General features: G+C 65.2%; 10 protein-coding genes. 4 read left to right on the top strand and 6 right to left on the bottom strand.

Going from position 1 to position 14,556, the window contains the following annotated elements; genetic code table 11:
* Positions 1 to 73: 73 nt before the first annotated feature.
* The 6 genes from SKP52_RS18065 to SKP52_RS18040 form a co-directional block, all read right to left on the bottom strand.
* The gene (locus tag SKP52_RS18065; RefSeq protein ID WP_039577083.1) at positions 74 to 2,641 is read right to left on the bottom strand and encodes a TonB-dependent receptor; all 2,568 of its coding nucleotides are present in this window, start codon (positions 2,639 to 2,641) and stop codon (positions 74 to 76) included.
* A gap of 271 nt (positions 2,642 to 2,912) precedes the next feature.
* A complete protein-coding gene (clpX, locus tag SKP52_RS18060; RefSeq protein ID WP_037513618.1) occupies positions 2,913 to 4,184 on the bottom strand; it encodes an ATP-dependent Clp protease ATP-binding subunit ClpX in 1,272 nt (423 codons plus the stop codon).
* A gap of 168 nt (positions 4,185 to 4,352) precedes the next feature.
* Entirely contained in the window at positions 4,353 to 5,003 is a 651-nt protein-coding gene (gene clpP, locus SKP52_RS18055) for an ATP-dependent Clp endopeptidase proteolytic subunit ClpP (RefSeq protein ID WP_052208507.1), read from the bottom strand.
* A 152-nt stretch (positions 5,004 to 5,155) separates the two neighbouring features.
* The gene (gene fdxA / locus SKP52_RS18050; protein WP_039577073.1) at positions 5,156 to 5,494 is read right to left on the bottom strand and encodes a ferredoxin FdxA; all 339 of its coding nucleotides are present in this window, start codon (positions 5,492 to 5,494) and stop codon (positions 5,156 to 5,158) included.
* A 114-nt stretch (positions 5,495 to 5,608) separates the two neighbouring features.
* Entirely contained in the window at positions 5,609 to 5,968 is a 360-nt protein-coding gene (locus tag SKP52_RS18045; RefSeq protein ID WP_039577070.1) for a S4 domain-containing protein, read from the bottom strand.
* Entirely contained in the window at positions 5,968 to 8,748 is a 2,781-nt protein-coding gene (locus SKP52_RS18040; protein ID WP_039581593.1) for a helicase-related protein, read from the bottom strand. The genes SKP52_RS18045 and SKP52_RS18040 overlap by 1 nt, the downstream gene beginning before the upstream one ends.
* A 274-nt stretch (positions 8,749 to 9,022) precedes the next feature.
* Here SKP52_RS18040 and SKP52_RS18035 point away from each other — a divergent pair, with 274 nt between their 5' ends.
* The 4 genes from SKP52_RS18035 to SKP52_RS18020 all read left to right on the top strand — a co-directional run bounded on the left by SKP52_RS18035 (position 9,023) and on the right by SKP52_RS18020 (position 14,546).
* Positions 9,023 to 10,567, top strand: coding sequence for a M23 family metallopeptidase (locus SKP52_RS18035; protein WP_052208506.1), 1,545 nt, complete (start codon positions 9,023 to 9,025; stop codon positions 10,565 to 10,567).
* A gap of 172 nt (positions 10,568 to 10,739) precedes the next feature.
* A complete protein-coding gene (hemB, locus tag SKP52_RS18030; RefSeq protein ID WP_039577067.1) occupies positions 10,740 to 11,738 on the top strand; it encodes a porphobilinogen synthase in 999 nt (332 codons plus the stop codon).
* Positions 11,704 to 13,995 (top strand): spermidine synthase, encoded by a 2,292-nt coding sequence (locus tag SKP52_RS18025; RefSeq protein ID WP_167702735.1) that lies wholly within the window; start codon positions 11,704 to 11,706, stop codon positions 13,993 to 13,995. Before hemB ends, SKP52_RS18025 begins: the two co-directional genes overlap by 35 nt.
* On the top strand, positions 13,992 to 14,546 hold the full coding sequence (locus SKP52_RS18020; RefSeq protein ID WP_039577065.1) for a gamma carbonic anhydrase family protein: 555 nt from the start codon (positions 13,992 to 13,994) through the stop codon (positions 14,544 to 14,546). Before SKP52_RS18025 ends, SKP52_RS18020 begins: the two co-directional genes overlap by 4 nt.
* Positions 14,547 to 14,556 lie beyond the last annotated feature (10 nt).

Below are 14,556 nucleotides of genomic sequence, written 5' to 3'. Positions count from 1 at the left end.
AGTCGCTACCTGACAAAAGAAAAGGGGCGCGGGAGTTGCCTCCCGCGCCCCTTTTTCGTGATCGCCCTGCGGCTTAGAAGCCGACGATGAACGATGCGCTGATCGCGCGCGGCGAACCGAAGTTCACGAACGCCGAGCTGGAGCTAGCGAGCGTATCGAGGCCACCGCTGAACGAGCCGACATAGAATTTGTCGAACAGGTTGCTGATGTTGACCTGAAGATAGCTGTGCTCGAGTCCGGCGCTCGCCAGAGAATAGCGGATGTCGAGATCGACCACCGTGTATCCCTTGAACTTGGCGCCGGGGCCGATCAGTACGGTGTCGCCGTCGCTGTCAACGGCGGTCTGGATGACGCCGTTGATGTCGTTCAGGAAGCGCGAGCTGGTGCGCTTCGCCTGGACGCCGAGGGTGAGGTCACCCAGATTGCCCTCGATGCGACCGCCGTAGAGGAACTTGGGTGCGCCGCGTTCACGCTTTCCGCTGGTACGAAGATAGGCAACGCCATTATCCACATAGCAGAGGTCCGCCAGCTCGATGTCGCTGTCGATTGCGCAGCGTCCGGTTACGGCATCGTCCTGAATCTTCGACTTGATGTATGAACCGAAGACATAGAGCGAAAGCTGCTGGATCGGCTTATAGGCGATGCTCGCGTCGACGCCATATTTCTCGACCGGGCCGAGGTTGGTGACGGTGCCGTTGCCGTCGATGTCGTAGGCAGTGACAAGGCGATTCTTGTACTTCGAGTACCAGCCGGTCAGGGCCGCCTGAACCTGCGACGTCGTATAGCGGACGCCGGCATCGAAGCTGTCCGACGTTTCCGCCACGCGGTATGCAGCGGCGCTGCCGTCCGGGAACGAGAAGGCGTTATAGAGTGCGTCGGTGCCGGGAACCGAGATATTCTTCTTGTAGCTGGTGGCGACACTGAACGCGGGCGTCAGTTTGAAGGCCAGACCGGCCGACGGAAGCAGCTTGTCATAGTTCAGCGTCCGCTTCTGAGGGATGGCCGATCCGGTCGCGCGGCCCGTATCGGGGTCGAACGAATAGGGGTTGGCCGCCATATAGGCCGCCATCTGGTCCTCCGGAACGCAGTCGACAAAGCCGCCCGTGCTGGTGGTGAAGCAGCGCTGGTCAAGTTCGCGCTTGAAGAAAGGCGCCGTCAGGCCGAGCTGGACCGTGAGACGTTCGTCAAGGAACTCGCCGCGATATTCGCCAGCCACCTGATGCAGCGTCGCGTAGGACAGGCGGTCACGCTTTTGGAGAATATTGCCGTCGGGATCGAGGATCGGATCGTTGATTGCGAAAACGTCGGTCGGCTCGCCGTTGGGGAACAGGAAGCCTGCCGCGCCCGTCTGCCGATGCCGCGCGCGATCGAAGCTGTACGACAGGCGAACACGGTTGAAATCGTTGATTTCATAGGCGAGGTTGGCGATCGCGACCCAGCGGCGGGTATTCGTCTGGCTCGGCTGGAGCACGGTTACACGGCCGGTTGTCAAGCCATCGCCATTCAGGTCGCGCCCGAAGTAGAACTGCCCGCCATAGTTTCCGGTGCCGGAGAAGCCGTTCCGCGTGAAAAGGCCCTCATTGGCTGAGGTCGTACCACCGCCGTTGGCCTTCACATATTGCCAGGCGCCATCGAGCGAGAAGGTCAGGCGGTCGGTCAGCGTAAAGCGCGACTGCCAGCGGACGTTGCCGGTGTTCGAGGGGTTATAGCGGCGCTCGAAATCCGTGCCGCAACTGTTCGGGGTGCCCGTTGTGCTGAGCGTGCAGGGATAGCCGCCGCTGATGTCGTAAAAACGGCCGTCCTTCTCGCCGGTGAAGGCATTGGCGCGGAACGGCGAGCCGCCGAAGTTGTTACGATTTTCATTATAGTGGCCGGCGATCGAGATAAAGTCGCCATTGTCGCCGATCGGCTGATAGACTTTGCCGTTATACTGCTGCTTCTTGATGTCGCCATAATTGGCAAAAGCCGCAACGTTGCTCGTCGTCGAGGCCGAGAACCAGGCCTTGGTGCCCCAGGGCGTGAAAGTGCCCGTCTGGATCATGCCGAAAACGCGATGATAGGGACGGTCGCCCGAACCCTTGGCAATGATGTTGCCGTAGGAGGCGCTGATCATCGCGCCCAGCTCGTCGCTCGGGGTCAGGGTGTTGATGTTGACCGTGCCGCCGACCGCAGCAGCGGTGGGGCTATCAACGTCGGTCGAGCCCAGATTGACGTTGATCGTTTCGACCAGCTCGGGATCGACCTGCTGGTTGGTGTAGATCGCATAGTTGCCCGAATCGTTCAGCGGGATACCGTCGAAGGTCTGCGAAATACGATCCGATTCGAAACCGCGAATGGTAAAGCTGCCGCCGCTCGATCCCCAGGGATCGTTGTTGGTGAAGCTGACGCCGGGAACGAGGTTGATGATTTCGTTGATCGACTGACCGGGGCGCTGGCGCTGGATCAGTTCGGCGCCGACGACGACCTTGGCCTTCGGCGAATCAGGGATCTGGATACCGGCGACATCGCGCGAGGCCGAACCGGTGACGACGATTTCATCGTCGAAGTCCGACGAACCCGTCGACTGGGCGAAGGCAGGCGTGGAGAGCAGCGCGACCGGAATCAGCGCAACGCTGGCGGCGAGCGTATGACGGAATTTCATTACAGGATGTCCCCTTTGGTGGTGCATTCGGCGGGCGCGCAAGATGGGCGCGCTTAACCTGCGAGCGCCCCTGAAGCCCGCATGTGGCACGATTGTGACAGCAAATGTGACAGTGCAAGTGGGGAGGGGTGCGCCAATCAGGCGCGGGACGAAAAACCGCTAATTTCCGTCAAGCGCCCGATTTTATCCACAGGCGGGGATGCGTTTTTTCCGGAAACTGTTGCTGCATTGCAACATAAAAAGGGCGCCCCGCGGGGCGCCCCTATGCGACTCAGGCGGCGTCGCCTGCCGCTTCCTTCGCCTTGTCGGCGTAGACGCGCACCGGATCCTTGCGGCCCTCGACGACATCCTTGTCGACGACGATCTCGACCACATCGGTCAGGTCGGGCAAGTCGAACATCGTGTCGAGTAGGATCGCCTCGACGATCGAGCGCAGCCCGCGCGCGCCGGTCTTGCGTTCGATCGCCTTTTTGGCGACCGCGATCAGCGCGTCGTCGGTGAAGGTCAGCACGACCTCTTCCAGATCGAACAGCTTGCGATATTGTTTGACCAGCGCGTTCTTTGGCTCGCCCAGAATCTTGACCAGCGCGTCGATATCGAGATCCTCGAGCGTCGCGATGACGGGAAGGCGGCCGACGAATTCGGGGATCAGGCCGAATTTCAGCAGATCCTCGGGTTCGATATTCTTCAGCACTTCGCCCATGCGGCGTTCGTCGGGGCCGGCGACATGCGCGCCGAAACCGATCGACTTGCCCTGGAGGCGGTCGCCAATGATCTTTTCGAGCCCGCTGAACGCGCCGCCCGCGATGAACAATATGTTCGTCGTGTCGACCTGCAGGAATTCCTGCTGCGGATGCTTGCGCCCGCCCTGCGGCGGAACGCTCGCGGTCGTGCCTTCCATCAGCTTGAGCAAAGCCTGCTGCACGCCTTCGCCCGACACGTCGCGGGTGATCGAGGGATTCTCGGCCTTGCGGCTGATCTTGTCGATTTCATCGATATAGACGATGCCGCGCTGCGCCTTTTCGACATTATAGTCGGACGATTGCAGCAGCTTGAGGATGATATTCTCGACATCCTCGCCGACATAGCCGGCCTCGGTCAGCGTCGTCGCGTCGGCCATGGTGAAGGGCACGTCGAGGAAGCGCGCGAGCGTCTGCGCGAGCAAGGTCTTGCCGCTGCCGGTCGGGCCGACGAGCAGGATGTTCGACTTCGCCAGTTCGACGTCGTCGCCGCGGCCGCTGTTCGCGAGACGCTTGTAGTGATTGTGCACCGCGACCGACAGCACGCGCTTGGCGGTGTTCTGGCCGATGACATAGGCGTCGAGATGCTGGCAGATTTCCAGCGGCGTCGGCACCGCGCCGTCCTTGCGCGCGGCGATCCCGCCCTTGATCTCTTCGCGGATGATGTCGTTGCACAGTTCAACGCATTCGTCGCAGATGAACACGGTGGGCCCGGCAATCAGCTTGCGGACTTCGTGCTGCGACTTGCCGCAGAAGGAGCAGTAGAGGGTGCTCTTGCTGTCCGAGCCGCTCAATTTCGTCATATATCTTCCTCTGGCCGCGCCAAAAGGGCACCGCCGTCTTTATCCTAGCCCCCGGTCACCCAATTACAATATGGCAATTGGGTGACATCGGTTCAATGTTCCGCTTAGCACGAAGGCGCAAAGCGCGCGTCAACAAACGCGGTTACCGCGGATGTGGAGGCCTGACGATCAGGGCGTCGGGCCTTCGCTGATATCCTTCGGCGCGTCGTCGCCGGGCAGGCCCGGACGGCGGTCGAACACCTGGTCAACCAGGCCGAATGCCTTGGCTTCGTCGGCTTCGAGGAAGGTGTCGCGGTCCATCGCTTTTTCGATCTCTTTCAGCGGCTTGCCGGTGTATTTCACATAGAGGTCGTTCATCCGCTTGCGGATGCGCAGGATTTCGCGCGCCTGGATTTCGATGTCCGACGCCATGCCGCGCGCGCCGCCCGACGGCTGGTGGATCATGACGCGCGCGTTCGAAAGTGCGACGCGCATGCCGGGTTCGCCCGCGGCGAGCAGGAAGCTGCCCATCGACGCAGCCTGGCCGATGCACACGGTGCCGACGCGCGGGCGAATATATTGCATCGTGTCGTGGATCGCCATGCCCGCCGTGACGACTCCGCCCGGCGAGTTGATGTACATATAGATGTCCTTTTTCGGATTCTCCGATTCGAGGAACAACAGCTGGGCGGTAATCAGCGAGGCCATCTGGTCCTCGACCTCACCGGTGACGAAGATGATCCGTTCGCGCAGCAGGCGGGAAAAAATGTCGAAGCTGCGTTCGCCGCGGCTCGTCTGCTCGACGACGACGGGAACAAGGGCGGCGAGCGGGTCGATCATTGGGAATTCGTCCTTCATTATCCGGGTTGCCGCGCCGAGAACCGGCGGGCTGCCCCTCCGCCGTCCTACATCGTCGCCAAGCGGAGGTCTTTCAAGGGGGCAAAAAGAAGGGGCGGGAAAGTCCCGCCCCGTTCCGATTGTCTGATTTCGGGTCAGTCGCCCGCGCCGGGTTCGGGCGAGAAGAGCGTCTCAAACTTGTTCTCGACGCCCTTATATTCGTCGGCGTCGGCGGGGGTTTCCTTCTTGACCGTGATGTTCGGCCATTCGGCGCTGAACTTGCTGTTCACCTCGAGCCACTTCTCGAGCCCGCTTTCGGTGTCGGGCAGGATCGCCTCGGCCGGGCATTCGGGTTCGCACACGCCGCAGTCGATGCACTCGTTCGGGTTGATGACGAGCATATTCTCGCCCTCATAGAAACAGTCGACGGGGCACACCTCGACACAGTCCATATATTTGCACCGGACGCAGGCATCGGTGACGACATAGGTCATGGGCTTCGGCTCCCTCAGATGACGGCAATCGGGCCGTCAGGCTCTCAATATGGGCTCGCCTCTATGCCGCGTGACGGCGGCGCGTCAACGCTAAGCGACAGTTGCGAATCACTCTCATTGATTAGGATGGTCGGGGCCTTTGCGGTGCAAAGCATTTCCATCGGCGTCGATAGCCGTTGGTGCCGGCGGCGAAACCGCGGGATCGAGCCGCTTGTAACACGCCTGCGCCTCGGGCGCGGGACCGCGGCGGAGCGGCAAGGACAGCAGGCGCAGCACTTCGATGTGCTCGCCGACGGGCAGGACCAGCGTCGACCCGACGTGCACCGCGCAGGAAGAGCGCGTGATCCGCCGTCCGTCGAGCCTGATATGCCCCGCCTCGACCATCGCCTGCGCGACGCTGCGCGAACGGGCGAAGCGCAGGAACCACAGCAGCTTGTCCAACCGGATGCTTCCCGCGGCGCCGGGGCTCGCCATCAGTCTTTGCGCGCGTCCGCGAGGAGTGCGGCAAGGCCCGCGAAGGGGCTGTTGGGCGACGGCCCGCGCCGTGGCTGCCGGTCCGGACGATCGGGGCGCGGTGGGCGCGGAGCGTCGATGCGGGGTTTGTCCGGTTTGCCGCGTTTGCCCTTCGCCTGGTGCGCGGGTGGGCGCCGCGCATCGCCGTTCGCCGTGCGCGGCGGCGCCTCGGCGTTTTTGCGCTGCGGATGCAGTTTGCGGCGCGGGCGCTTTTCGGGCTTGCGCAGCCCCGACCAGCGCCAGCGTTGCAAATCGGGTTCGCCGATACTGCGGAAGCCGAAACTGCCGAGCAGCGCGCGGCGCGTTTCCTCGTCGAGCCCGAGCGAGGTCGCGAGCGCCGGGTCGATGATAAAGCCGGGCGGGGGCGCGGCGCTGACCCCCTCATGCTCGTCGTTCGGATGATCGTCATGATGATCGTCGCGACCCGCCAGCGGCGCGGTCGGCGGTGCCGCCGCCTGCATCCGCGCGGCATGCGCCTGTCGCGCGAGCTTTTCGGCCATGTCGATACGCAACCAGCCCGATGCGCAGCGCCGGAAACCTGCTATCACCAACCCGGCATGGCTGCCGGTTTTCTGGAGTACCGCGCCGTGGGGCGGCAGCGTGGGCACTGGCGCGCCCTGCTGTGCGGCCATCAGCGCCGCACGCCAGCGCACGGCCTCGGGCTTGAGAAGCAGCGGATGGAAGATATCTAGCGAGCCGATGGTGAAGCCGAGCTTGCGGAGCTGCGGCCGTTCTTCGGGCGTCAGTGCATTGAGTTGATCCTCGACCGCCGCACGGCCGATCATCCCGCTGTTGTCGGTGAGCGCGGCGAGCAGCGCGCGCACGCGCGGTGGGGTGAAGAGGTCGCCCGCGGCCTCGCCCATCGCCGCGAGCGGTCCGGCATGGCGCGCGAGTTGGGCAGTAACAAATCGCTGAAGGCGCTCCGAAATCGCCTGCACTTGATGCAATTCGAGCCGCCGCAGCGACGGGTCGATCTGGATCGTCGGCTGGACGAGCGTCGGCCCGCGGGCGAGCGTCGCGATGGCGTGATCGTGCCAGGCGAGCCGCGGCGCCGTTCCCGGCTCGGCGATCAGCGACAAGGCGCTATCGTCGCCCTCGGCGAGCGCGGTCGCACGGCGCGCGAGTTCGGCGCGCAGATGTTTTTCGGCCGCCGCGAGCAGCATGCGGTGGTCGCTCGCCTTGGCGACCGGATCGACCTTGAACTGGAATCCGTTGAGCGTGCCGATCGCCTCGCCGTCGACCGCGACGGTGCCGTCGGCGCCGACCGCGACGGGCAAGGCGGCATTGCGCTGGCCCGCGTCGCGGAGCAACAACGCGAGCCGCCGGTCGACGAAACGCTGCGCCAGCGCCGAATGCAGTGCGTCGGACAGGCGCGATTCGAGCGCCTGCGTCGCCTCGGTCCATCCCGCGGCGCCGGCGATCCAGTCGCCGCGTTGCGCGATGAAGCAAAGCGTGCGGACCGCGGCGATGCGGCTCGCGAGTTGGTCGATATCACCCTCGACATCGTTCAGCCGTGCGAGGCGGCGCGCGAACCAGTCGGGATCGATCATCCCGTCGCCGCTCGTGCGCCATTGCCACAGCTTGAATATGGTACGGCTGTGATGTTCGGCGCCGAGCTGTTCGAAGTCGGGGAGGCCGCAGACATCCCACAATCGCTGGACCGCGTCGAAATCGCCGCCGCGTGCGCGCACCTCCATATCGCCCGCCAGATGCTTGAGCACCGCGATATCGACCGCTTCGGGCGCGGGGCGCAGCATCGGCTGGTCTGGCGGCTGCGCAAGGTCGGACAAAAGCTGGTCGAGCGAGCCGAAACCGGGAGTCGGGTTGCGCCAGAACAGGTTGGCGACTGGTGGGAAATGATGTCCCTCGATCGCATGGATTTCCTCGGGCGTGAAGCCGCCCTGCGGCAGGCCGACGGTGCCGAAACCGCCATCCTGCTGGTGGCGCCCGGCGCGCCCTGCGATTTGCGCCATTTCCGAAATCGTCAGGCGGCGCAGGCGGCGGCCATCGAATTTCTGGAGGCTTGCAAAGGCGACATGCTGGACGTCGAGGTTCAGCCCCATGCCGATCGCGTCGGTCGCAACGAGATAGTCGACCTCGCCCGCCTCGAACATGGCGACCTGCGAATTGCGCGTCTTGGGGCTCAATGCGCCCATCACCACCGCGGCGCCGCCCGAAAAGCGGCGCAGCATTTCGGCGATCGCATAGACCTCCTCGGCCGAGAAGGCGACGATCGCCGAGCGTTTGGGCAGGCGCGACAGCTTCGACGATCCCGCGTAACTCAAGGTCGAAAAGCGCGGCCGGGTAATGATCTCGGCCTCGGGGACCAATCCCTTGACCAGCCCGCGGATGCTCGCCGAGCCAAGGATCATCGTTTCCTCGCGCCCGCGCGCGCGCAGCAGCCGGTCGGTAAAGACATGGCCGCGCTCGGGATCGGCGCCAAGCTGCGCCTCGTCGATCCCGACAAATGCGACGTCGCGCTCGACCGGCAGCGCCTCCATCGTGCCGAGCAGGTAGCGCGCGTCGGGCGGGATGATTCGCTCTTCGCCGGTGACCAGCCCGACCTGCGGCGCGCCCTTGATCGCGACGACGCGGTCGTAAACCTCGCGCGCCAGCAGGCGTAGCGGAAAGCCGATCATGCCGCTCGAATGGGCGGTCAGGCGCTCGACCGCCAAATGGGTTTTGCCGGTGTTGGTGGGGCCAAGGACAGCCTTGACCGGTTGGGAAGAGGAAGAGGTCATTTTCTTGGAAGCCAAGCTGGCATGCGCAGGGTTCCCGCGCAACAGGCTATCGTCGAAGCGCAGGGTGGAGGCCGATTTTTCCTGCACTGTTGCATAATATCCCAACCCCGCCACGCCTTGCCGCAACGCACCGCGGCAAATCCGCCATTAAATTGACTTTAACGACCTTTCTTTACAGACAACGGCTCGAAAACATCATTCGGCGGCCGGGTATAAGGGAGGCTTGCCGAGCGGGGGTTGCAATTTGTTTCAGCGTCACGAACCGATCGCGGGGATGTCCGGCAACGCCGCCGCCCTCACGATGTCGCAAGCGATCCCGCTGCGGCGCGCCGATTCCGATGTCGAACCACACCTCGGCTGGCGCGACCGGCTGGCGCAGATCGACCTTGTTCCCGACCTTGGCGACAATATTGGTTCGTCCGAATGGTGGCGCGGCCTTGCCACGTTAACCTTGCTGTGCGGAACCGCGATCGCGACCTTCCCGGGTATCCAGCCGCTTCAGGTCGGCGGAGCGCCCGCGCTCGACGCCGCCGATTTCAACGAGGCGCGCGCGCAGATGATCGTTCCGCTCGCATTCGGCGGCGACACCGGACGGCATATGGCGGCGACCGACGCGGTCCGCCCGCTGACGCAAACCCCCGAACGCCCGCAAATCGAACTCACCGCCACCTTGGGCCGCGGCGACAGCTTTGCGCGCCTGCTCGAACGTTCGGGCGTCGGTAGCAGCGAGGCGCAGGCGCTCGCACGCCAGGTTTCGGGCGCGGTGCCGCTCGCCGATATCGCGCCGGGTACGCGTATCGATCTGATCCTCGGCCGCCGCGCCGCGCGCACCATGCCGCGCCCTGTCGACGCGCTCGCGATGCGCGCGCGCTTCGACCTGCGCATTGAGATGGAACGTGTCGGCGGTCAGCTTGTGATGCGGCGTATCCCGATCGCGGTCGACGCGACCCCGCTGCGCATTCGTGGCCGTGTCGGCGACAGCCTCTATCGCTCGGCGCGCGCCGCCGGGGCGCCGCCGCAGGCGATCCAGTCGTATCTGCGCGTCGTCGGCAAACAGCTTTCGGTCGGCAGCGATATTCGCGCGGGCGACGAGTTCGACATCATCGTCGATTACCGCCGCGCCGAAACAGGCGAGAGCGAGACGGGAAAATTGCTCTATGCCGGGCTGATCCGCAGCGGGAAATCGAAACTCTCGATGCTCGAATGGAATGTCGACGGCCGCGTGCAGTGGTTCGAGGCGTCGGGCGTCGGCGAACAACGCGGCGGCATGGCGCGGCCCACCAATGGCCGCGTGACCTCCACCTTCGGCATGCGCCGCCACCCGATCCTTGGCTACAAGCGCATGCACAGCGGCATGGATTTCGGCGGCGGCTATGGCGCGCCGATCTATGCGGTGACCGACGGCGTCGTGACGATCGCCGGGCGCCACGGCGGCTTCGGCAATTATGTGAAGCTCAATCACGGCAATGGCCTCGGCACCGGCTATGGGCATATGAGCCGGATCGCGGTGCGCCCCGGCCAGCGCGTCAATCGCGGGCAGGTGATCGGCTATATCGGCTCGACCGGCCTCTCGACCGGCCCGCACCTCCATTACGAGCTTTATCGCAACGGCCGCGCGGTGAACCCGTCCTCGGTGACCTTCGTCACCCGCGCGCTGCTCGAGGGCAAGGCGCTCGCCGATTTCCGTGCCCGCATCCGCTCGCTGACGTCGATCGCGCCCGGCGCCGCGCTGACCCCGATTGCGCCCAAACAGGTCGAAGGGCCGAAGCTCGGCAGCCTCGCCGACGTCGCCTCGAAACGCGCCGAGGGCGGGATTTAAAGAAACCACGCCCTCTCCTTCAGCGAGACTTGGCACTTGCTGCCTAGTCGCAGCGGGTGGGGTCCATCGGCTTTGCGCGAGGCCGCGAGCCCCCACCCCAACCCCTCCCCTGAAGGGGAGGGGCTTTAGAAGAACCATTTGCCCCGCGCCCGCACCCGGCTATGCACCCCGCATGACCCAAGCCGCTTTTCCCGACCTGCGCCTGCGCCGTACCCGCCGCACCAGCTGGAGCCGCGCGATGGTGCGCGAAACCCAATTGTCCCCCGCGAACCTGATCTGGCCGCTCTTCGTCTGCGACGGATCGGGCACCGAGGAAGCGATTTCGAGCCTGCCCGGCGTGTCGCGCTGGTCGGTCGATCGGCTGGTCGAACGCGCGAAAGAGGCGGTCGCTGCGGGGATCCCGTGCCTCGCGCTTTTCCCCTACACGCAGCCTGACCGGCGCAGCGCGGATGGCGCCGAGGCGCTCAATCCCGATAACCTCATGTGCCGCGCGACGTCCGCGATCAAACAGGCGCTCGGCGACGATATCGGCATCCTCACCGACGTCGCGCTCGATCCTTACACCAGCCACGGGCAGGACGGGCTGATCGACGATGCGGGCTATGTGCTCAACGACGAAACGGTCGAAGTGCTCGTCGGGCAGGCGCTCAACCAGGCGCGCGCCGGCGCCGACATCATCGCGCCCAGCGACATGATGGACGGCCGCATCGGCGCGATCCGGCAGGCTCTGGAAAGCGAGGGCTTCGGCCATGTCCAGATCATGAGCTATGCCGCCAAATATGCCTCGGCCTTCTACGGCCCGTTCCGCGACGCGGTCGGCTCGCGCGGCCTGCTGAAGGGCGACAAGAAAACCTATCAGATGGACCCGGCGAACAGCGAGGAAGCCTTACGCGAAGTCGCACAGGACCTCGCCGAGGGCGCCGACAGCGTGATGGTCAAACCCGGGCTGCCCTATCTCGACATCGTCCGCGCGGTGAAGGACAATTTTGCCGTGCCCGTGTACGCGTATCAGGTGTCGGGCGAATATGCGATGATCGAGGCTGCCGCCGCCGCGGGTGCGGGCGACCGCGATGCGCTCGTCCTCGAAACGCTGCTCGCCTTCCGCCGCGCCGGCGCGTCTGGAGTGCTCAGCTATCATGCACTCCACGCGGCCCGGCTGCTGGGTGCGTGACGGCGTGATCGCTACGTCTTCGCCGCGTCGCTGGCTGTTCGTGCTGACGATCCTCGTCGGCAGCTTCCTGCTCTTTCTCGTCCAGCCGATGGTCGCGCGCATGGTGCTGCCCAGGCTGGGCGGCGCCCCCGCGGTGTGGAACAGCGCGATGCTCGTCTATCAGGCGCTGCTGCTCGGCGGCTATGCCTACGCGCACTGGCTCGGCCGGTTCACCGTGCGGCGGCAGGCGGCGATCCACGTCGCGCTGTTTCTCGTCGCGGCGCTGTGGCTGCCGATCGGCATCGCGCAGATCGGGGCGCCTGGACCGGGGCAGGAGGCTTTGTGGGTGCCCCTGCTGCTGCTCGCCTCGATCGGCCCCGTCTTCTTCGTCGTTTCGGCGCAGGCGCCGCTGATGCAGCGCTGGTTCGCCGCCGATGCGCGCGCGGGCGATCCCTATTATCTCTACGCCGCGTCGAACCTTGGCAGCTTCGCGGGCCTCATCAGCTATCCGGCGCTCGTCGAGCCGACGCTGCCGCTCGCGGCGCAGAGCTGGGGCTGGACCGCGGGCTATGCGCTGCTCGTCCTGCTCGTCGCCGGGGCTGCGGCGGCGCGCTGGCATGGCGGCGCCGAAGCCCATGCGGCCGCCACCGACGAACCGCGCCCGACGCTGCGCCGCCAACTCCACTGGCTGCTGATCGCGGCGGTGCCGTCGGGGCTCATGCTGTCGACGACGACGCACCTCACCACCGACATCGTTGCGATGCCGTTGCTCTGGGTGCTGCCGCTCGGCCTCTATCTGCTCAGCTTCGTCATTGCCTTTTCGACGATGGAGCGGCCGACGCAGATCATCACGCTGATCGCGCCCGTTATACTGCTCGCGGTCGGCGGGCTCGGGCTGCTGAGCTCGGGCGGTGGGTCGATGATGGTTGCGCTCGCCAGCCTCGCAATGCTGTTCATCATCGCGACCGCGCTCCACGGCTATCTCTATCATCTGCGCCCGGCGACGCAGCATCTGACGCTCTTCTACCTCATCATGTCGGCGGGCGGCGTGCTCGGCGGGCTGTTCGCCGCGCTGTTCGCGCCGCTCATCTTCGACTGGGTGTATGAGCATCCGCTGCTGATCCTTGCCGCCGCGATGCTGTTGCCGCTCCCGGCACTGTTGCCTTGGGACAGATGGCTGGGGCTCGAAGCGAAGACCGCGCGTGTCGTGGCCGCGGCGCTCGTCGCGATCGCGGCCTTCGGCGCCTGGCACATGGTGGGCGAATGGACCGGTCGGCTCGACAGCACGACGACGTCGTGGGGCATCGCGATCTTCGTCATCGGCATGCTCGTCATCGGCTGGCGCTGGGCCTATGTGCCGGTGCTCGCATTGCTGATGATCGGCGTCGGCGGCTGGGACACGATCCAGGAAAGCTTTACCGGCGCGCGCGTCCGCAGCTATTTCGGGGTCTACACCGTCACCGACTATCCCGCATCGAACCAGCGCCGCCTGGCGCATGGCACGACGCTCCACGGGCTCCAGCGGACCGACGCCGCGCACCGACGCGACCCGACGACCTATTATGGCCATCAGTCGGGCGTCGGGCTGACGCTCGACAAGGCCAGCGCGCTCGCCGGGCAGAACGCGTCGATCGGCATCGTCGGGCTGGGGGCGGGGACGCTCGCCTGTTACCGGAGGCCTGGCCAGCGCTGGACGATCTTCGAGATCGATCCAGTGATGGTCGACATCGCGCGCGATCCCAAAAAATTCACCTTCCTCTCCGACTGCGCCGGGGACACGTCGATCGTCATCGGCGACGCGCGGCTCCAGCTTGCGGGTCAGCCCGCGGGCCATTTCGACGTCATCGTCATCGACGCCTTCTCGTCCGATGCGATCCCGCTGCACCTGCTGACCAAGGAAGCGATCGGCATCTACGCGCGCGCGCTCAAGCCCGACGGGATCCTGCTCGTCCATATCTCGAACCGTTTCTTCGATCTGGAGCCGGTGCTGGCGGCGGAGGCGAAAGCGCGCGGCTGGACGAGCGCAATCCGAATGGACCCGGGGCCGATCGGCGACGAATATGCCGACCTGACCGGATCGAACTGGGTTGCGCTGACCGCGACGCCGGGGCGGATGCAGAAATTGACCGGCGGCATTCGCCCGCGCAAAGCCTCCTATGCGGACGGCGCGTGGGTGCCGCTCGAGGCGCGGGAGAATTTCGAACGCTGGACCGACGATTATGCCTCGACGCTGCCGGTCCTGATCTGGAAGAATATCATCGGAGGCCGCGACGAATGACTTATCAGGACGTCAGCATCATCAGCGTGAACGCCAAGACGCCCGTGATCCATCCCAGCGCCTTCATCGCGCCCGGCTGCCGGATCATCGGCAATGTTACGATCGGGGCCGATGTCAGCATCTGGTATAATTGCGTGCTGCGCGCCGACGTCAGCCACATCATCATCGGCGCGCGCTCGAACATCCAGGACGGCAGCGTCGTCCATTGCGACGGTCCGATGCCGCACCGGCCCGAGGGGTTTCCGACGATCATCGGCGAGGATGTGCTGATCGGCCATATGGCGATGGTGCATGGCTGCACGCTGGCGGACAGGGCGTTCGTTGGCCTCAAGGCGACGGTGATGAACGGCTGCCGCATCGGCAGCGACGCGATGCTCGCCGCGGGCGCGCTGCTCACCGAGAATAAGGAAATTCCGGACCGCGAGCTATGGGCCGGGGCTCCGGCACGGCGCGTGCGCGATATCGACGACGCACAGGCCGCGGGCATGCAGATGGGCGTCGCCCATTATGTGATGAACGGCCGCCTGCACAAGGCGGCGATCGAAGGCTGATCTACAAGGC

The organism is Sphingopyxis fribergensis (assembly GCF_000803645.1).
In the GTDB taxonomy this organism is placed as follows: domain Bacteria; phylum Pseudomonadota; class Alphaproteobacteria; order Sphingomonadales; family Sphingomonadaceae; genus Sphingopyxis; species Sphingopyxis fribergensis.
The sequence above is the reverse complement of the archived record's forward strand: the minus strand, read 5'-3'. Positions and strand labels throughout refer to the sequence as shown.

Coding starts and splice junctions, on each gene's coding strand:
- SKP52_RS18065 (WP_039577083.1), bottom strand. CDS start 2,641: ATGAAATTCCGTCATACGCTCGCCGCCAGCGTTGCGCTGATTCCGGTC.
- hemB (WP_039577067.1), top strand. CDS start 10,740: ATGACCCAAGCCGCTTTTCCCGACCTGCGCCTGCGCCGTACCCGCCGC.
- SKP52_RS18020 (WP_039577065.1), top strand. CDS start 13,992: ATGACTTATCAGGACGTCAGCATCATCAGCGTGAACGCCAAGACGCCC.
- SKP52_RS18040 (WP_039581593.1), bottom strand. CDS start 8,748: ATGACCTCTTCCTCTTCCCAACCGGTCAAGGCTGTCCTTGGCCCCACC.
- SKP52_RS18035 (WP_052208506.1), top strand. CDS start 9,023: ATGTCCGGCAACGCCGCCGCCCTCACGATGTCGCAAGCGATCCCGCTG.
- SKP52_RS18045 (WP_039577070.1), bottom strand. CDS start 5,968: ATGGCGAGCCCCGGCGCCGCGGGAAGCATCCGGTTGGACAAGCTGCTG.
- fdxA (WP_039577073.1), bottom strand. CDS start 5,494: ATGACCTATGTCGTCACCGATGCCTGCGTCCGGTGCAAATATATGGAC.
- SKP52_RS18025 (WP_167702735.1), top strand. CDS start 11,704: ATGCACTCCACGCGGCCCGGCTGCTGGGTGCGTGACGGCGTGATCGCT.
- clpX (WP_037513618.1), bottom strand. CDS start 4,184: ATGACGAAATTGAGCGGCTCGGACAGCAAGAGCACCCTCTACTGCTCC.
- clpP (WP_052208507.1), bottom strand. CDS start 5,003: ATGATCGACCCGCTCGCCGCCCTTGTTCCCGTCGTCGTCGAGCAGACG.